The following is a 19,137-nucleotide window of genomic DNA, read 5'->3' as shown; positions in this document are numbered from 1 at the left end:
AGTGCTTTTTCAACTTACTGTTTACTTACACAATTATGATATGGTAGAATGAGAACGTAAGTTCTGTAGTGCATTTGGTTGATTCCTTTGGAATATCGCGTATAATTTTGTATAAAATTGTCGATAATTTAGGGGGATATAATTATGAATCTTAGAGATGTTGAAAATATTATTGAGGCTCATCCTGACCCTCAAGGGAGACTTTCAGTTTTGTTTGTCAGTAAAAGAGGGCTAAACTATGAAGCATTTAATCCAACAGTTTCAAATGAGGTTCAAGAGAAACTAATGGACATTTTTTTAAATACCGTAAGAGGCTTTATAAAGGATGAATTGATACCAGCGGACTTTAACCCTAGTGGACAGGAACCTGGTACCTTTTCAGTGTGTCCACAAGAATACACTGGGAATTTCCATGAAGTAATCGATCTGTTTGAAAATGTTGTTCAAGAGGAATTACCTATAGAGGATATAAGTTTTTTAATCCATAGGTTACGCATAAATAACGATAACGAAGATGTTAAATACTTATATCTTTTTAGAAGAAATACAAAAATGAAAAAACTTAGAAAAGGATTTTGGTTACAAAAAATCCGTAATGAGTATGATGTTTTAGACTCAGAGTTAATCGGAGTTGATAATTTTATAGACGCAATAGCTTATGAGGATGAGATTGCATTTTTTGCGCATATTTCAGCTGAGCGTATTTTCAACTTAAGAGAGAAATTTGCAGAAAATGCACAATTGGTTTTAGAAGAACTTAGAGGCTTTAACGTTTTTGATAATTTTGAGGAATTTGTTGATGATTCTTTAGAAGATGCGAGGGTGACTAGAAGGTTAACTAAAATACATTATAATCCGGCTATCCTCCAATTATTTCAGGCAAACTACGAAAATGTACCTGAAGTAATCGAAGAGTTTGACCTCAACATTAATTTTGATGAAAGTAGTAATAAAATTATTTATGAGGGCCGAGAACAACTAAGTGATATCACCATGTTGATAAGAGACGCATATTATAAAACAGTCTTAGCAAATAGGAAGGGTGTCGATGATTATAATAATTAAGCCTTAAATGGGGAAAGGGTGAGAAGTAATGTTAACTAACGCCTATAAAGGTCTTCTGTTCATTTCATCTTTTTTACCCTTATATATTATTTTAATGGTACAATTTTCTGATTTCGATAAAAGTTTAAAGTCTAATATAGTCGATCACAGAATAGCATATTCTGTTTTGATGGGGCTAATAGTTGTATCAATCGTATCTTTCTTGTATTTTTTATTTTGCAAAATGAACAGAGAAGAAAACTTTGGAAGCGTAGAAAGTGCTAATAGCGAAATTTTATCCTACTTCATTACGTATATTGTCCCCCTTACTACGCTTAAAGAGAATGATATTAATTCAATAATTGTTAATTTGATTTTATTTGTGGTTATGGGAGTTTTTTATGTAAGTGAGAACCAATTCTATCTGAACGTTCTTTTTAAATTTACAGGATTTAACGTTTATCAAGATGAGAATAAAAAAATTATAATTTCCAAGAAGGGTGCAGATAAAATAAATAATAAATCGCACGTTCAAGTGAAAAAATTAGGAAATAAAGTATTCTTGATAAATAAAAAATAAGGTCACATCTAACAAGGTGTGGCTTTTTAGTATTTATAAAGCAACTAGCATAATGGGGGTGATGCCATTGATTGAACGTAAATTAACAGTAAAGCAACAAGCGTTTGCTGATTATTATATTGAACTAGGAAATGCTACAGATGCATATTTGAAGGCGTATCCTAATGTTAAGAAAGAAGCGACAGCGAGAGCTAATGGAAGTAGATTGCTAACAAATGCTAACGTTAAAGCTTATATAGATGAACGCATGGAGGAATTGAAATCCGAGCGAGTAGCTGACCAGCAAGAAGTATTAGAAACATTGACGGCTATTCTTCGCGGTGATGCAACTGCTGCAACGTTGAGAAGTATAGATGTTGGGGTACAAAAGATTGAAGAAAATATGCCTCCTACGATGACCGAGCGAATAAGAGCTGCTGAACTAATAGGGAAACGACATGGCCTATGGATTGATAAACAAGAGATTAACGCAAATGTTACTCCTGTATTTGTTGATGACATAAGTGGTGATAACAATGACGGTTAAAAAACTATCTGAATTGATACCACCAGCATTTCATCCGGTATGGAAAGCCTCCATTGCATCCGATATTTTAAACGTTGTGTGTAAGGGCGGTCGTGGTTCTGGTAAATCATCAGACATAGCGCATATCATTGTACAATTGCTTATGAGATACGCTGTTAACGCTGTAGGCATACGTAAAGTGGATAATACCATTGAGACATCTATATTTGAGCAAATGAAGTGGGCCATTAACGAGCAAGGTGTTTCGCATCTCTTTAAAATCAATAAGTCACCTATGCGGATAACTTATATTCCGCGTGGTAACTACATGATTTTCCGTGGTGCACAAGATCCTACTCGAATTAAATCATTAAAGAGTGCCAACTTTCCATTTGCGCTGGCTTGGCTAGAGGAATTAGCTGAATTTAAGACAGAAGAAGAAGTAACGACCATTACCAACTCATTACTACGTGGTGAGCTTGAGAATGGTCTTTTTTATAAGTTTTTTTACACATATAACCCACCGAAGCGTAAACAGTCCTGGGTGAACAAAAAGTATGAGAGTTCATTTCAGCCTGATAACACATTTGTTCATAAGTCAACTTACCTTGATAACCCTTTTATCTCAAAACAGTTTATCGAGGAAGCAGAGGCAGCCAAACAGCGCAATGAATTACGGTATAGATGGGAATATCTTGGTGAAGCGATAGGGAGTGGTGTTGTGCCGTTTGATAACCTACAAATTGAAAAAGGTTCGATTACTGATGAAATGGTTGCAGCCTTTGACAATATCCGTAATGGTGTTGACTTTGGGTATGCTACTGATCCGCTGGCATTTGTACGTTGGCATTATGACAAAAAGAAAAATGGTATTTATGCTGTCGATGAAATTTACGGTGTGAAAATAAGCAATAGAGAATTTGCGAAACAACTACAACGAAAAGGGTATCAATCAGATGAAATTTATGCTGATAGTGCTGAACCTAAGTCCATAGCAGAGTTAAAAAACGATCATGATATTAAACGAATAAAGGCTGCTAAGAAAGGGCCTGATAGTGTCCAGTATGGTGAGGAATGGTTAGATGATTTAGACTTCATCTGCATTGATCCTAAACGAACACCGAATATTGCACGAGAGTTTGAGAATATTGACTATCAAACACATAAGGATGGTAATCCGATTCCACGATTAGAGGATAAGGAAAATCATGCAATCGATGCCACTCGTTATGCATTCGAGCGTGATATGAAGTCATCTAAAGGCATGAGAATATTGAAATAGAAGAAGGTGAAACAATGTTTCAAAAAACACATACAGAAGAGTTAAATGAGCATATCAACAATAATGCTCCTAAAGCCACAGATGAAATCAAAGAGTTATACGATAACTTTGATACGTCTAAAATGGTTGAAGGTGTAAAGTATTATCAAGTCAATAATGACATTAACAAACGTAATATTTACACATATCAGGACGAAAGGAAAGTAGTTGATGAGGATGCAATCAACTCTAAAATCCCTTCAGGTTTTCATAAAATTTTAGTAGACCAGAAGGTTTCCTACCTAGTAGGAGAGCCAATGGTGTTTGGTAGTAAAAGTGATAATAAACAACAGCTAAAATTGCTAGAGGAAATCATCGGAGAGCAGTGGGAGGATACAATCACAGAGATTGTCAAAGGCGCTAGTAATAAGGGCAAAGAATGGCTGCATGTGTTTGTGAATGAAGATGGCGATTTCGATTACATGGTTGTGCCTGCCGAAAACTTTATTCCTATTTATGATTACAGTAAACGCAAGAGGTTAATAGTTGGCATTCGATTTTATCCATTGAGTGAAAAAATTATTAAATTCGAAGTATATAATGATGAAACTGTTACTTACTACGAAATGATAAATGGTGAATTAACATTGGATGCAAATGTTGAAGTGAATCCAGCTCCGCATTTTACTGATGCTGAAGGTGTTTCAGGAATGGGTTGGGGAAAGGTTCCGTTTATTTGTTTTTCGAACAACGATGAGGAATTAAGTGATCTGCATTTTTATAAAGAGATTGTTGATAATTACGACTTGCTTGTGTCAGATGCACAAAACACGCTACTGGATATGCAGGCACTTATTTTTGCTTTACGAGGGTATGAAGGTGAGTCTTTGGCAGAATTTATGCTAAACCTCAAACGTTACAAAGCAGTCAATTTAGACGATAACGGTGGTATTGATACAATTCGTGCAGAAGTTCCAGTTGAAGCTTACAAGACGCAGAGCGATACACTAAAAGAGAATGTCTTTATGTTCGGGCAAGGGGTTAACCCTTCACCAGATATAATTGGAAATGCACCTTCGGGAGTGGCATTGGAGAATTTATACTCTTTGTTAGACATGAAAGCATCAATGTTTGAACGTAAAGCTACATTGTCATTGCGTGAATTTATGTGGTTCATTCAAACATATTGTGAGCTTGCTAAGAAGGGTCAATTTGATTCTCGTGACGTGACATTTACTTTTAATAAACTTCTTCTTACTAACGAAGCTGAAATCATTCAAATGGCACGTAACAGTGACGGTATCATTTCAAAGGCAACAATTCGTGAAAATCATCCTTGGGTGAAAGATGCTGCTCAAGAAGAAGAACGAATGGCACGTGAAGAGAAATTGTATGGTAAAGATTTAGAGCCATTGGATGAAGATGCAGAGGATGAAACATGAATCAACAAGAGATTAATAAAATCCTAGATGAGTTGGAATCGAAGGCTGAGAAAGACATTGAAGTGGTCTTTAACAAGCGTTTAAAGTCGATACTTGCTCAAATGTTAGAGATGCATCGCAAGTTTGGTAAGAACGGTCAAGCTACTTGGACTGATGTTAATAAGTACAATCGTTTCAATCAAGAAATGAAGCTTATAGCCCAACAGCTCAATGCTGACTATAAAGCAATCATAAAACTCATACGAGAGTCGGAGGAACGTTTGTATATTGAGCGTTATCTGATGATGGCATATTTATTGCAGCAGTCTACAGGTGAAGAAATGGGCTTTAAAATACCTTCCGTTGAAGTGATTCAAGCAGCGTTAACAAATCCAGTTGAGTTTTTAACACTTCCAAAGATATTTGAAGATCATCGGGATGAAATTATCAGGCGGTTAAACATCGAGATAGCGCAGAGTTTACAAGCTGGTGAAAGTTACACAGATATGGCTATTAGAATTGAAAATGCTATGGGATGGACAAGGAAGAAAGCAATCCTTGTTGCTCGTACAGAGGGTGGCCGAGTAAGGTCACAAGCTGATTTGGCTGTAGAAGAACAAGCAAGTAAAACAGCACGACTAACAAAGATATGGATGTCCTCACTTGATACAAGGGTTCGTAAGTCTCATAGAAAGCTAGACGGGCAGAAAGCAGACAAAGATGGATACTATCACTATGGTAAGTGGAAATCGAAAGCTCCGAGACTTTGGGGTGTTGCATCGATGGATATACAATGTCGTTGCCATACGATTTTTATGGTTAATGGAAAGCTTCCTGAATACAGGCGGGGCAAAGACTATATGGATGACACTTACCAAAAGAAATTAGCAGCTCGTATTGATGCTTATATGTCTGACTTAGGGCTAACTTACAGGCAAGCTTTCAACAAAGCGTACAAACAAGTAAAACCACCTTCTGTTACCGTGCCGTTTATGAGTTATGAAGAGTGGCGAAAACATTTTAGTGGAGAGAGTTGATTAAATGGCGAAGATCACAAGAATTAGCACACCACAAGCCCAAATTGTAGATGTAATCGAACAAGTTCTTGAGTTAGCTAAAAACGGTGAACTCAAGAACATAGCATTAGCTGCAGAACATTCTTCTAACGGAGAAGTATTAACTGGCTATGCTGGCGCTGATGTAAGTGAACGTCAATATCTGTTGTCGCATATCCAAAGTGACATTACGATGGCAATCGTGGCTGAAAATATCGAAGAAATCTAGTCGTCACTGACGGCTTTTTATTATGCCTTTTTCGTCTTTTTCGAGCTTGCAGACGTTAAAGAACAAGTTTCTAACCCTATCGTGCGTACTACGATAATGCGAAATAGGAGGATAAACACATGAAAAAAGAAGATTTAATTGCATTAGGTTTAAATGAAGAACAAGCAGATAAAGTAATTGAAGGTTATGGCCAGATGGTGCCGAAATCGCGTTTGGATGACAAAATACAGGAACTTAAAACAGCAAATGATACTATTGCTGAACGTGATACACAGTTAAAAACTTTACAGACAAAGGCAGCAGGCAATGAAGAGTTACAAACTGAAATCACTCGTTTACAGCAAGAAAATGCAACTACAAAAGCAGAACATGAAGCCGAGCTACAAAAACGTGATTTTGAGCATGCATTAGATAGCGCGTTGCGTGATGCAAAGGCAAAAAATGTTAAGGCTGTTCGAGCGAATCTGAATTTAGAAGCTATAAAGTTAGATGGTGATAAATTACTTGGACTTGACGAACAACTTACAGCATTAAAAGCATCTGATGATTACTTATTTACACCTGATGGATTAGCAGGTAGAACACCACCAAACCCACCAGGTACACCGCCAGTAAAGAACCCATTTAGTAAAGATTACTGGAATCTTACAGAGCAAGGTCGCTTATTCCGCGAAGAACCTGAAAAAGCAAAACAATTACAAGCCTTAGCAGGGCAGTAGGAGGAAATAGTTTATGACAACACGCATTGCAGATGTTATCGTGCCAGAGGTATTTAACCCTTACACGGTACTACGTACAAATGAATTATCAGCACTTTACCAATCAGGTATTGTGGCACCGGTGGCAGAATTGAAGGATGGTTTAGGTAAAGGGAATCGCTACTTTAACATGCCTTATTGGAATGATTTAAGTGGTGATGATGAATCACTAGAGGATAAATCAGGTTGGGCATTAACTCCTGACAAGATTACTTCGGAACAAGATATGGCTACTCAATTGTTCCGTGGTAAAGCATGGTCAGCAACAGATTTATCTCGTACATTATCAGGCGATGATCCAATGAAAGCAATTGGTGATTTAGTAGCCAGTTATTGGAATCGTCGTATGCAAGCTGCATTAATCTCAACTTTGAAAGGTTCTTTCACTACTATTGCATCTACCCACGTCAATGACATTACAGGTGGCACTGGTGAAGCAGCGAAGATTTCAGGCGCATCAATCGTTGATACGATGTCTAAGTTAGGGGATGCACACGAAGTCTTAACAGGCTTAGTTATGCATAGCGTTCCATATTTCAACCTTGTGAAACAAGGGTTACTGGAAGATGTACGAGATGCTAACGGCAATGTACTTTATAAAGCTTACTTAGGCAAACGAATCATTATTGATGATGGTGTACCAACAGAAGGAACGGGGCCAAATACGAAGTATACGACGTATTTATTTGGTGCTGGTGCTATTGGTTACGCAGAAGGTTCACCAGAAGTACCAACAGAGACGGATCGTGATAAGTTAGCCGGTGAAGATATTCTTATCAATCGTAAACACTTTGTATTACACCCACGCGGTATTAAATTTACAAATGCTACTGTAACTGGAACTGCGCCATTAAATACAGAATTAGAGTTAGCTGCTAACTGGTCGAAAGTCTATGAAGATAAAGACATTCGTATGGTTGCATTAATTACATTAGGTTAATCCAAGAGGGGGCATCCCCTCTTATTTTTGAGTAAAGGGGTGATGGTATGAGTGCTACAGCTTATCAAAGACGTAGACGAGAGCTTGCAAAAGCCAAAGAGTTAGAGGAAGAAAAGGCAAAAGCTCAAACAAAACGAGCACCTAAGAAGGTGAAAGAAGATGTGGGAGCCGACAAGTGACGAAATCAACGGAATCATTATTCTAAACGGTGAAAAAGCTACAGCCAAACGTATAGAACATTACACAGCACTAGCACCTGTTTTATACGATGTTGGCTGTTCATGGACTAATAACATATTTGATATGTCTGAGGATGCTCACAGGCAAAAGCAGAGTGCCATGAAACTGTTTATAGCTAAAGCTTGTCAGTTCTTTGAATTAAAAATAGGGCTTGTTAGTCGTTCAATGGGTACGGTTGCTTATTCTTACACCGATGAGATACCAGCAACTGTCTATAAGCCGTTAAAGCCTTATAGAAAGCTGAGGTGGTAGTATGTACGATGAATTTCCTCATGAAGTTGAAGTAGTTGAAAAGAAAAAAGTTTCTGTTGGTGCAGGAGATCATAAAACAGATTGGGTGCCAGTAGATACCATTGAGGCATTTGTAGATACACCAACAAGCAAAGAGCAGTATTATGCACAACAACTTGGTAATCCATTACAACGGTACATGTATTATCCGTATCGAACAGATTTAACATCAGCTATGCGATTGCGTTATGAAGGTGAAATATACGAATTTGCTGGACGTCCTGAAGATCAAGGCGGTCAACATGAAATCATGCGGGTAGCATTAAAGTTGGTGACTGTATAATGGCTAAAATCACATTCAGTGGTCGCCAATTTTTAAGAGCAGCGCAACGTTTTGAAGAAGGTTTACTAGATAAGATTTCAGACATTGTATATGAAACAGCAAGGCTTATCCAATCTCAAGCAAAGGCACTTGCTCCTTTTGATGATGGGAGCTTGAAAGACTCTATCGAAATGAAGATGTTAGGTAAATACAACGCGGTAGTTACTGTTGGTGCTCATTATGCAATTTACGTAGAGTACGGCACTGGCATTTACGCTGAAAATGGAAATGGCCGTAGAACACCGTGGACATATTTCAGTACAAAACTAGGTCGTTATGTAACCACCGAAGGTATGCGAGCTCAACCATTTTGGGGTCCTGCTGTAGATGCTGGCCGAGAATACTTCGAAAGAGAAATGAGGCGATTGGGCTTATGAGTAATTACTACGCCTTGCCTTTCTTTGATTTACAAAAAGTCATTTTTCAAAAGTTAACTGCTTGTGAAGCACTTACAACAATTACTAAGAAAAGTGATGAAGATTCAGGTGTATATGATGCAGTAGACGAAAATACGCCTTATCCTTATGTAACAATTTCAGAACCCTACTCAAGCCCGTTTGATACTAAGACAAGCAATATCGAGACGATTACGTTTACGATTCATGCTTGGTGGATGGATAACGATGACTATAGTGGCAAACGTAAAACATATGAAATGTTATCAGCTTGTCAGCAGGCTCTCATGGCGCGAAATTACATGATTCAAAATGCGAGGGTATTAAGTGTCACAAGACGTGAATCTCGTGTTATTGATGACAATAGCCCGGGTGTAAAGCATGGCATCTCAGTCCTGCAATATAAAATACAGAACATTTAACAGTCCTAATACGGGGCTGTTTTTATTTTAGGAGGGAAAATACAAATGCAAAACGGTAAAGATACAGTTTTACTTGTACAACTTGCTACAAATGCATTAGGTGAAGATGGCTACCTTATTGGGCATCTAACAGAAAATAGCCACTCGATGGAAAACGAATTAGTAGATGAACAAACGAAATTTGGTCGTATTGTAGCTTATGGCCAATCTAGTGAATCATTTGAGGTAACGATGTTTGGTGACAAAACTGATCCTGGTCAAAAAGCGATCTTGGATGCAATCCGTAATAAAGTGCAATTAAAAGTTTGGGAAGTTGATTTAAATACGGTCAAAAATGATGCTGGTGAGGATGTGCATGATTCAATCTTTGCTTACACGCTAGTTGAATCTGTTGAGAAATCAAATCCAGGTGATAACTTCCAAGAGGTATCAGGTACTTTACAGGTTATTGGAGAGTCGAAAACAGGTCAATTGCCTAAACTACCTAACTCGGTGATTGAGTTTGCAACATATGGCTTCGAAGCACCAGGAGAGAAAACAGGTGAATTTGGTAAAGGGCAAGACGACGCTGTTGCAGTAACAAGTGTGACAGTGACACCTGCAACAACTTCGATTGCAGTTAATGCTACCAAACAATTAAGCGTGGTAGTTGCTCCAGATAATGCATCAAACCAAAATGTGACGTTTACATCTAGTGACACTTCGGTTGCGAAAGTATCGCCTACAGGTCTTGTAACAGGATTAACAGCGGGTACATCAACGGTGACAGTCACAACGGTAAGTGGAGCTAAAACAGCAACGGTTGCAGTAACAGTAACAGCATAATTTTAAGGGCGCTAAATGCGCTCTTTTCTTTTGATTAATTTAACGGGAGGGCTATATAACATGGCTACATTAAAAATTGGTGAAAAACAACACGAAGCAAAATTTGGTTTCGCATTTAAAAACCTAGCAGATAAAAACTACAATCAATCGGATAAAGATGGAAACGATGTAGGTGGGTTCAGTGCCATCTATACAAGTTTATTGCAATATGATTTGGATGCTTTAAAAGCGTTTTGGGATTGTGGATTAGCTCATTTAAAGCAACGTCCATCTATCGCTCAAATTGAGGCAGCATTAGAGGCACGAATTGAAGTGGATGGAGACACAACGGATTTATTCAAAGAAGCATTTCGTGAGATTAATGACTCGGGTTTTTTCAAAAAAGATGTGAAGATGTTTTGGAAGAACTTCGAGTTATTCAAAACAATGGGCAAAACCGAGGAAGAAAAGGAAGAGAACGCGAAGGGCGTACAGGTAATGCTGGATGCGAGAGCAGAGTTATTGGGCGAGGAAATGACGGACGAGGAAACAGAGTTGACGGACTAGAATGGCTAGATGTCTTAGCAAACGCTGCTGAGTACTTAGGTGTTCATGATGTGGATTTAATTATGTCATGGACACCAAACGAGTACAAAGCCTTTTTAAAAGGTGCACAAATGAAAATGGTGAGTGACTATGAAAATCTAGCAATTCAAGCGATGTATATCCGCAAAGCTGATAATGAGAAACGTTTGAAGCTAACTGATTTATTCGATGCTGATAAAGCTAGAAAGAGAATCCTAGAAGGTGATAAAGACTGGAAGGAATCTAAGAAAATGAACACGACACTTTACAAGAAAGCACAGGCTGATATGAAGGCTTGGGCAGAAAAATTAAACATGAAGGGATGATGCAGATGAACGCTAACTTTTCAGCTCGAATTGGCGCTCGTATTACAGAGTTTATGGCACGTATGCGCCAAGTACAAAATACTATTCGCACTACTGCAAACGATGTACGTGTTGATATTGGCGCAGATATTAGTCAATTTAATCGTCGTATGGCCGAAATTCGAGCTCGCATTGCATCTTTAATTCGTGAACGAGTAGTTGTAAAGATAGAAGCTCGAATAGAAGAGTTTCAGAATAAAATAAACCGGATTGCAACGAATATTCGCGCTTTTGGTGAGTTAATGCAACACACCTTAATGGGCACACTTATGGCAGTCTTTCCAGCAATCTCACCGTTGTTAGCGAATGTCGCGGTGGCTATTGCAAATTTAGGTCCAATGATTGGTACTGTCGCTGGCTCTACATTTGCATTAGCTGGTGCCTTTGCTGCAGCAGGTGCCGCAGCAGTTGGGTTCGGTGCAGTAGCAATCCCAACAATCAAAGATTTATTTAACGAGACGGGTCCACCATTCACAGCATTACAAAAGAAAGCGTGGAACACGTTTGAAAGTGTAAAGAAAACCTATCGTTCTCTTGTTAAAGAGACTGAAACGCCAGTCTTAAAAGCATTTACAAGTGCAATGCAAGCAACAGATACCATATTAAAAAAATTAAGACCGTTATTCATTTCAAGTGCACAAGCAGTAGCTAACTTGATGGCCCAGCTAAATACAGCTATTGAGTCACCACCTATACAGAAGTTTTTAGACTATCTAAATACTAGTGGAGCCCCCATGTTGGAGACGTTTGGCCGTTCATTTGGTAATGTCTTTAAAGGCTTGTTATCCATGCTTACTGCATTTGCTCCTTTAAGTGCAAGTACAGCTAAAGGATTCGAGGCAATGACAGCACGGTTTGCCGAGTGGTCAAATGGATTAAGCAGTAGTGCAAAACTCCAAGCGTTCATGGACTACGTGAATACAAACATGCCAAAGATTCGTGCTATCTTCCGAGATGCGATAGCTGGAGTTGTGTATTTCTTTAGCGCTTTTGCTGGATCATCTTCGGGGATGATGGATGGTCTTGTGTCGATGATGGCTCGATTTAAAGAGTGGTCAGCAACTTTAAGCCAGAATCAAGGATTCCAACAGTTTATAGCTTATGTACAACAAACAGCTCCTAGTGTCATGAAGCTCATCGGAAACTTAATTACTTTCCTTGTGAACTTAGGCATCGGAATGGCTCCTCTTGGTGCGGCCATTATTAATATTGCAAATAAATTTTTTGATTTTGCTAATAGTTTGATGGAAAATAATCGATCAATAGGAATCATCATAGCAGGGCTTATTTCGTTTGGCGGTATTTTATTAGCTGTTGTTCCTAACATCATTGCATTTGGAACCTTATTTAAAGGTTTAGGCACCTCTATGACTAGTGGGCTCGGTAAGGCTTTTAAATTTATCAAATCTTTATTTACTAACTTTAGTGGAACACTTGCTAAATTGAAACCAGCAATAAAAGTGATAGTCAGGGCATTCGGCGCTATAACAAGCACAGCAGGGTTGATTATTGCAGCAATAGTAGCTTTAATCGCAGTATTTGTAGGGTTGTACCGCACAAATGAAAAATTTCGTAGTCAGGTTCAAACAGTATGGGAAGCGATTAAAACTGGAATTTCCATTGCAGTAACAGCAGTTAAAGATTTAATCATGTCAGTTTGGACACAAATCACGACTTTCTGGGCTGAAAATCAAGAAAATATTATGGCGACTGCATCGACTATATGGAATGTAATAGGAAAGATTGTAACAACTGTGATGTCTGCAATCGGGGCAATCATGCAGTTTATATGGCCTGTTGTTAAAGCTTTAATTGTATCGACTTGGGGAGCGATTAAAAATGTTATCCAAGGTGCCATCGATGTCATTTTAGGAATCATTAAAACGTTCACCTCACTATTTAGAGGTGACTGGCAAGGCGTTTGGGATGGCATTAAACAAATTTTAGGTGGGGCATTACAGGCTGTTTGGGGCGTAATCAATCTTTACTTTGTAGGTAAGTTACTTGGTCCACTAAAAGCATTTGGAAGTACAGCTAAAACGATTGTACAAACTGTTTGGAATGTAATTAAGGGCATTTTTACAAATACACTTAATGCAATTAAAACAGTTGTAACAACGATTTTTAATGGAATAAAAACAACCATTTCAACTGTGTTAAATGGTATTAAGACCACAACCACAACAATTTGGAATGGTATTAAATCAGTGATAACCACTGTCTTGAATGCTATAAAGTCCGTTGTCACAACAATTTGGAATGGTATTAAAAGCGTCATTAGTGCAGCGCTAAACAATATCAGAATCGCTGTAACCACTATATGGAATGCCATAAAAAGTGTAATCTCAACAGTTTTAAATGGCATTAAAAGTGTCGTTACTTCTATATGGAATGCGATTAAATCCGTTGTAACTACAGTAGTTAACGGTATAAAAACAACCATTACGACAGTTTGGAACAGTATTAAAACTACTGTCGAAACAGTAATGAATGGCGTTAAATCAGCCATTGAAACAGGATGGAATGCTGCTAAAACATTCTTGGAAGGTATCAACCTATTAAAGATCGGTAAAGACATTATAAATGGTTTAATCAAAGGAATTACAGATTCATTCGGTGCCGTTGCTACTGCTTTAAGCTCGTTAACAGATAAAATACCTAAATGGGTAAAAGAAGCATTAGGCATTCACTCTCCATCGAGAGTCATGATTGCGATTGCTAAATGGATTCCGATTGGTGTTGCTAAAGGGATTGAGAGCACAACTAGCGTAGTGAAAAATGCAGTCAACAAAATGACTAATAAAGCCATTCCAGATTTCAGTAAGTCTCTATCCATCACAAAAGACATGGTACAACAAACGCAAAAAGTAGTTAGTACTTCACTGAAAGAATCCAATAAAGAAGTTCTTGCTATTCAAAAGGATTACGAAGCAAAACGAGCTGAAGCAACTAAAAAGGCTGATGCTCAAATTAAAGAAATCAAAGCGAAAGCCGCTGATAAAGGGAAGAAGCTTACTGCTGCACAAGAGCGTCAAATTACGAAGATTCAAGAGGACGCAAAAGCGAGTAGAGAAAAACTTGCTAAAGCAGAGGCACAAGCTATTTCAAAGGTGAAATCTAAGTCACAAAAAGAGACGTTTGATGCCCTAAAAGATTTCGCGGACAAGCAAGTAGGATTAGAGAAATGGTCGACTAAGCAACTGGCCGAGTATTGGCAGTATGCAGCTACAGCATTTAAAGAAGGTACAGACGAGCGTATTGAAGCTCAAATTAATTACAATAAAGCAATGTCTGAACTGACTAAAGAGAAATTTGATAAAGAGAAAGATTACATTGATCGTAAGAAGAAATACAATCAAATGTCTCTTACGCAAGAACTTGCTGCTTATCAAAAATACTTGAAACAATATAAAGTCGGCAGTGAAGAGCGAGTTTACTATGAAGATAAAATTGCTGAAACGAAACAAGCCATCCATGAAAAACTTACGTCCCTTAATGATGAGTACATTACTAAATTTAACGAGGCAAAACAAAAAGAAGTAGACGGTATCAAAGAGCTCGAAAAAGCGTATGAAGATGCTGTTAATAATCGAGCTAATAGTATCTACTCATTCAAGAATTTATTTGATGAGATTGGTGAAAAGGCACAGGTTACAAGTCAACAGCTCACTAAGAATTTACAAGATCAAGTGGCTGTTATGGGTAACTGGGCTAGAGACATTCAAGCGCTTGCAGGCAAAGGTATAGATAAGGGGTTACTTGCAGAGTTACAGGCAATGGGACCGAACGCTTACGCTGAAATCGAAGCTTTAAATAGTATGACAGCTACGGAATTGTCTTATTATAACGACTTATGGAAAACGAAAACAGCTCTTGCTAGAAGTCAAGCTGAATCAGAATTAGTCGGCTTGAGAGAAGATACAAACAAACAGATTGAAACGCTTAAAAATGATACGAAGAAGCAGCTTGAAACTTATAAAAATGAATGGTTGAATCAAATTAAATCAATCAAAACAGGCACTACTGGTGAATTTAATGCGATGACTGCATCTATGAAGCAAATCGGTGGAAATGTTATTCAAGGCTTGCGTAACGGTATGAAATCTCAAATCCCTGATATGATGGCCGAAGTAAAAGCAATGGCATCAGAGATTGAAAAAACAACACGAAAAGCTTTAGGTATTAAATCGCCTTCTCGTATCATGATGGCTGTCGGTAAATGGATTCCACCAGGTCTTGCAAAAGGGATTAAAGGTAGCGCAAAAGTTGTAACGAAAGCTGCATCTATTATGGCAGCTAATGCTGTTCCTGATATAAGTTCAAGTTTAGCTGCTACAAAAGCAGAGATTAAGCTTGCAGCATCCCAATTAGCAGAAGCAGCAAGAGCTGATCTAAGCGTGATAACTGACGGACTATCGATGAAAAGTGCAATCAGTAGTGCACAGAACACAAGTATTACAAGCGAATCTGTTCTAGATTCATCAATGCTGGATAATGTAATACAGCTCCTTCGAATCATTGCAGATAAAAACCTATCTCTTGAGCTTGATGGTCGCTTGTTATCTAACTACGTCGATGAAAGCAATGCAAGAAAAGTAGATTTAAAACGTTCTATGAGAGGGTGAGAATGAATGGACGCGAAAATAGTTAAAAATAATGGGCTTGAAATTGTCTTGTCTAATGAACGATTCATTACAAAGGACATTGTGGTTTCGCCGATTGAAATTAAACGAGATGTAGCCGATGTCGAAAGACGCGCCGGTGCCGTGAATGAGTTAATCAAACACGGCACTCGTAGCATACAGCTACAACTAATGTTTATTGCAAAAGACCATTCGGACTTTGAAATACTCCAGGATAGAGCGTTTGATTTGTTTACAGATTTAGAACCATATTATTTATATAAAGCAATACCAACAAAGCAATCCACTATGTATGAGTTCGAGCTACCCGGTAAGGATTGGGGTAAAGAGCTTGATTTTAAGCCTAGTGAGGTTGCTTTTCTACAGGGGAAACGATACCTCGTTATTAATAGTGATATGTCTATAATTGAACAGAAAGGCCTCACAGGAATTTTCACTGTTGAACTTGAAACTTATTTACTTCCATACGGTGAAAGCGCAGCAACACTTAAAGAGCTAAAGTTATGGGACGTTAATAAGTGGGAGTGGAACCAAGGGTTAACGTGGGACGAGGATTTGCAATACAAGTTTACAACCAATGATTTCACAGTAAAGAACCTTGGTAATGTAAAAGTTGATCCGCGCGAAAGTGAATTGAAAATAACCATTAGAGCATCAGCATCGACTTACTTAGAAATTAAAAATGTATCTACTGGCGAAATATTTAGGTTTAATGGCGCTTTATCAGCATCTGACACAATCGTTTTGAATGGCATTTACTCTTATAAAAATGGAGTGAATGCCATTTTGAATACGAATAAAAAGTTACTAACGCTTGCACCAGGAAACAATGTTTTTTCGGTGTCCGGTGGAACTGTTCAATCAATCGAATTTGATTTTAGATTCCTATACAAATAGAAAGGATGTGCGGGAATTGACTTTAGAATTGCATAATACAGAAAACCCTATAAGTAATACAGAACGGTTGAAAATTAACGAAAACTGGCAACGGATTATTTCGGGGTACTCTTATTTACAACAACAAATCAAGGTGTTGGCTGGTGGTGCGGAAGTTGATGAGTTGATTCAACGCTTAAATGAAGCTGTAGACGGTGCAAATGTAGCTGTTCAACAAGCCATTGATGCCAACAATACGGCAACCCAAGAGGCAATAGAAGCTAATAACACAGCCTTGCAAGAGGCGCTTACTACAGTTTCACAAACATTAGTAGATGTTAATAAGGCGATTGCTGATGCTAATACTGCTACAACTCAAGCCAATACAGCCAAACAAGGTGCTTTAGAGGCAACAGTACAAGCGCAAACAGCTCTAACTTCAATGCAATCGCTCATTACTAATTTGGGCTCAAAAGGCGTTTGGAATGATACTACACAGTATTACAAAAATAATTTTGCAGTCTTTAACGGTTCAACGTTCATTGCCTTACAGGATAACTTAGGAAAGACTCCGCCTACACTTCCTACTCAATCGAACGCTTATTGGTCACTGTTTGCTGAAAAAGGAGCAACAGGCAACACAGGATTACAAGGACCACCAGGTAAAGACGGTACAGGGGTCACAATCATCGGCAGTTTACCAAGTGAAACAGATTTACCTCCTGTTGGTGCTCCCGGAGACGCATATATGATTGAAGGTAATCTTTATGTATGGCAGGATAACACGAAAACTTGGAAGAACGTTGGTCCGATTCAAGGTCCAGAAGGTAAATCTGCATATGATTTAGCTGTAAAAAATGGGTTTCAAGGGACGATGGAAGAGTGGATTGAGTCATTAAAAGGCGAGCAAGGTCCTCCAGGTCCTATGGGGCCTCCTGGACCACCAGCGGACTTAACAGAAATCAATCAACAGGTCTCAACATTACAAACTGAAGTTAATGAACATGTAACTGGAATAGCTACTAATGAAAAACTCGGTCACATTAGGCCTGATGGTACAACGTTTACTGTAGACCCTGTTACCGGCGTTGCATCATCTTTAGTTACTAATGAAGTAAAACCTTTCAGCGGTAATTTGAATGACTTAACTAAAACTGGATTATATGAAGTACCAAGTTTTACAGCAAATACTCCTTCAAACTCTCCGGGAATAGTTGAAGTTTTAACATCTTTAGACAATAAAATAGTAGTTCAAAAATTTTTAACATTATCTAATAACAATAATGCTGCAATTTTAAGAAGAACAGGTTATAGCGCAACAGGACAAGCTCCTTATAATTTTAGCGTTGTATCTGGAGCAGGACAAATCAATGGTTGGATTAATGATACTATTAGGTTAACTGATAGTGTAACTAGTGATTCTGATTTCACAGCTCCTACAGCTAAGGCATTGAAACAGGTTAATGATAAAATTTCAGCAAGTCCATTAGTCCTAACCCCAGATGCGCCATTCGTTAAATCGAACGGAGCTTCTAGTGACTTTACTATTCAAAAAATAGGAAATACTACAACTATTTCTTTTGTAATAAAAAATAATCAACAATTAAATACTACAACTACTTATTTTATAACAACATCAATACCTAGTGGATTCCAACCAACTAGGTCGGGAGTAGTTGGATTCGGATATTGTTCAGTATCTGGTAAATTTTATACATTATCAATAATAGTAAGTAGTGGAGCTATGTTTTTACATGGCTTGCCTGTAATTATACCTGTAGACACTACCATTCAAGGGATGGTAACATACTATGCAAATTAAAAGGTGGATTTAATAATGGAAGAATCTAATAAACTAATAGAGAGAATTGGACATATCATTGATGAAAATGGTTACATTGTTGATTCAATATTAGTTACCTGTGAAAAGGAAGGGGTAGAAGGTAATGTAGTTACTGTCCCACAACCAGATGACATATCTTTCTACAAACGTAGATGGGATGGCGTACAATGGGTAGAAGGTGAAACGGCTGAGGAAAAAGCAGAACGCGAAGCACAGCAAATGCTAGAATCATTGAAACCTTCTCAAAATGAAATCGAAGATGCTGAATTAGAAATAAAAATGATAACGATGCTTACGGAAATGGGGGTTATCCAGTAATGGACAAACACTTAGAAAGTTTATCATTGGTGCAAAAACGACTTGTGAAAGCCTACGCAACTACAATTATGGGTGACGTTCGTACGGTTGAGGATGTTGTGCCTGCAGATTTAAAACCTTATGTTGAGTTAGAAATAGCTGAACGTGAAATTGAAGCACTGACAAAATAATTACTATAACAAAGTGTCCTCTTTTAAGGATGCTTTTTCTTTTGCTTGAAAGGATGTGAGTTAATGAAAT

At 38.0% G+C, this 19,137-nt stretch carries 22 protein-coding genes; all 22 read left to right on the top strand.

Annotated features, from left to right (window positions below):
- Positions 1 to 144 precede the first annotated feature (144 nt).
- The 22 genes from MKY08_RS17605 (at position 145) to MKY08_RS17500 (ending at position 19,067) form a co-directional block, all read left to right on the top strand.
- A complete protein-coding gene (locus tag MKY08_RS17605) occupies positions 145 to 1,065 on the top strand; it encodes a Kiwa anti-phage protein KwaB-like domain-containing protein (protein WP_069509226.1) in 921 nt (306 codons plus the stop codon).
- 28 nt (positions 1,066 to 1,093) lie between these two features.
- Positions 1,094 to 1,624 carry a hypothetical protein gene (locus MKY08_RS17600; RefSeq protein WP_069509223.1) on the top strand — a complete coding sequence of 177 codons (531 nt, stop codon included), beginning with the start codon at positions 1,094 to 1,096 and terminating at the stop codon, positions 1,622 to 1,624.
- A 67-nt stretch (positions 1,625 to 1,691) separates the two neighbouring features.
- The gene (locus MKY08_RS17595) at positions 1,692 to 2,150 is read left to right on the top strand and encodes a terminase small subunit (protein WP_256093121.1); all 459 of its coding nucleotides are present in this window, start codon (positions 1,692 to 1,694) and stop codon (positions 2,148 to 2,150) included.
- Positions 2,140 to 3,411 carry a PBSX family phage terminase large subunit gene (locus tag MKY08_RS17590; RefSeq protein ID WP_342534011.1) on the top strand — a complete coding sequence of 424 codons (1,272 nt, stop codon included), beginning with the start codon at positions 2,140 to 2,142 and terminating at the stop codon, positions 3,409 to 3,411. The genes MKY08_RS17595 and MKY08_RS17590 overlap by 11 nt, the downstream gene beginning before the upstream one ends.
- Before the next feature lie 14 nt (positions 3,412 to 3,425).
- Positions 3,426 to 4,832, top strand: a complete 1,407-nt coding sequence (locus MKY08_RS17585; RefSeq protein ID WP_342534009.1) for a phage portal protein — start codon at positions 3,426 to 3,428, stop codon at positions 4,830 to 4,832.
- The gene (locus MKY08_RS17580) at positions 4,829 to 5,848 is read left to right on the top strand and encodes a phage minor head protein (protein WP_342534007.1); all 1,020 of its coding nucleotides are present in this window, start codon (positions 4,829 to 4,831) and stop codon (positions 5,846 to 5,848) included. The genes MKY08_RS17585 and MKY08_RS17580 overlap by 4 nt, the downstream gene beginning before the upstream one ends.
- A 4-nt stretch (positions 5,849 to 5,852) precedes the next feature.
- Positions 5,853 to 6,095 carry a hypothetical protein gene (locus MKY08_RS17575; protein ID WP_069512803.1) on the top strand — a complete coding sequence of 81 codons (243 nt, stop codon included), beginning with the start codon at positions 5,853 to 5,855 and terminating at the stop codon, positions 6,093 to 6,095.
- Between the two features lie 119 nt (positions 6,096 to 6,214).
- Positions 6,215 to 6,814 (top strand): phage scaffolding protein, encoded by a 600-nt coding sequence (locus MKY08_RS17570; protein WP_342534005.1) that lies wholly within the window; start codon positions 6,215 to 6,217, stop codon positions 6,812 to 6,814.
- 13 nt (positions 6,815 to 6,827) lie between these two features.
- Complete coding sequence (locus tag MKY08_RS17565; protein ID WP_069512800.1) at positions 6,828 to 7,793, top strand: major capsid protein; 966 nt, start codon at positions 6,828 to 6,830, stop codon at positions 7,791 to 7,793.
- A 47-nt stretch (positions 7,794 to 7,840) separates the two neighbouring features.
- On the top strand, positions 7,841 to 7,972 hold the full coding sequence (locus MKY08_RS17560) for a hypothetical protein (protein WP_342534003.1): 132 nt from the start codon (positions 7,841 to 7,843) through the stop codon (positions 7,970 to 7,972).
- A complete protein-coding gene (locus MKY08_RS17555; RefSeq protein ID WP_342534001.1) occupies positions 7,953 to 8,285 on the top strand; it encodes a hypothetical protein in 333 nt (110 codons plus the stop codon). Before MKY08_RS17560 ends, MKY08_RS17555 begins: the two co-directional genes overlap by 20 nt.
- Position 8,286: 1 nt before the next feature.
- Positions 8,287 to 8,607, top strand: coding sequence for a phage head closure protein (locus tag MKY08_RS17550; protein ID WP_342533999.1), 321 nt, complete (start codon positions 8,287 to 8,289; stop codon positions 8,605 to 8,607).
- Positions 8,607 to 9,023, top strand: coding sequence for an HK97-gp10 family putative phage morphogenesis protein (locus MKY08_RS17545; RefSeq protein WP_069513057.1), 417 nt, complete (start codon positions 8,607 to 8,609; stop codon positions 9,021 to 9,023). The genes MKY08_RS17550 and MKY08_RS17545 overlap by 1 nt, the downstream gene beginning before the upstream one ends.
- A complete protein-coding gene (locus MKY08_RS17540; RefSeq protein ID WP_069513056.1) occupies positions 9,020 to 9,463 on the top strand; it encodes a DUF3168 domain-containing protein in 444 nt (147 codons plus the stop codon). The genes MKY08_RS17545 and MKY08_RS17540 overlap by 4 nt, the downstream gene beginning before the upstream one ends.
- Positions 9,464 to 9,508: 45 nt before the next feature.
- Entirely contained in the window at positions 9,509 to 10,288 is a 780-nt protein-coding gene (locus MKY08_RS17535) for a phage major tail protein, TP901-1 family (protein WP_342533997.1), read from the top strand.
- Between the two features lie 60 nt (positions 10,289 to 10,348).
- Positions 10,349 to 10,834, top strand: a complete 486-nt coding sequence (locus MKY08_RS17530) for a tail assembly chaperone (protein ID WP_069512806.1) — start codon at positions 10,349 to 10,351, stop codon at positions 10,832 to 10,834.
- A 50-nt stretch (positions 10,835 to 10,884) separates the two neighbouring features.
- Complete coding sequence (locus tag MKY08_RS17525) at positions 10,885 to 11,178, top strand: hypothetical protein (protein ID WP_342533994.1); 294 nt, start codon at positions 10,885 to 10,887, stop codon at positions 11,176 to 11,178.
- Positions 11,179 to 11,183: 5 nt separating this feature from the next.
- Positions 11,184 to 15,842, top strand: coding sequence for a hypothetical protein (locus MKY08_RS17520; protein WP_342533993.1), 4,659 nt, complete (start codon positions 11,184 to 11,186; stop codon positions 15,840 to 15,842).
- A 6-nt stretch (positions 15,843 to 15,848) separates the two neighbouring features.
- Positions 15,849 to 16,757 (top strand): phage tail domain-containing protein, encoded by a 909-nt coding sequence (locus MKY08_RS17515; protein WP_342533991.1) that lies wholly within the window; start codon positions 15,849 to 15,851, stop codon positions 16,755 to 16,757.
- Positions 16,690 to 18,558, top strand: a complete 1,869-nt coding sequence (locus MKY08_RS17510) for a tail fiber protein (RefSeq protein WP_342533989.1) — start codon at positions 16,690 to 16,692, stop codon at positions 18,556 to 18,558. Before MKY08_RS17515 ends, MKY08_RS17510 begins: the two co-directional genes overlap by 68 nt.
- Positions 18,559 to 18,573: 15 nt before the next feature.
- A complete protein-coding gene (locus tag MKY08_RS17505; protein ID WP_069512183.1) occupies positions 18,574 to 18,897 on the top strand; it encodes a hypothetical protein in 324 nt (107 codons plus the stop codon).
- Complete coding sequence (locus tag MKY08_RS17500) at positions 18,897 to 19,067, top strand: hypothetical protein (protein ID WP_176723196.1); 171 nt, start codon at positions 18,897 to 18,899, stop codon at positions 19,065 to 19,067. The genes MKY08_RS17505 and MKY08_RS17500 overlap by 1 nt, the downstream gene beginning before the upstream one ends.
- The last annotated feature ends 70 nt before the right edge of the window (positions 19,068 to 19,137 follow it).

It is taken from the genome of Lysinibacillus sp. FSL M8-0337, from assembly GCF_038593855.1.
Taxonomy (GTDB): domain Bacteria; phylum Bacillota; class Bacilli; order Bacillales_A; family Planococcaceae; genus Lysinibacillus; species Lysinibacillus sphaericus_D.
The sequence above is the reverse complement of the archived record's forward strand: the minus strand, read 5'-3'. Positions and strand labels throughout refer to the sequence as shown.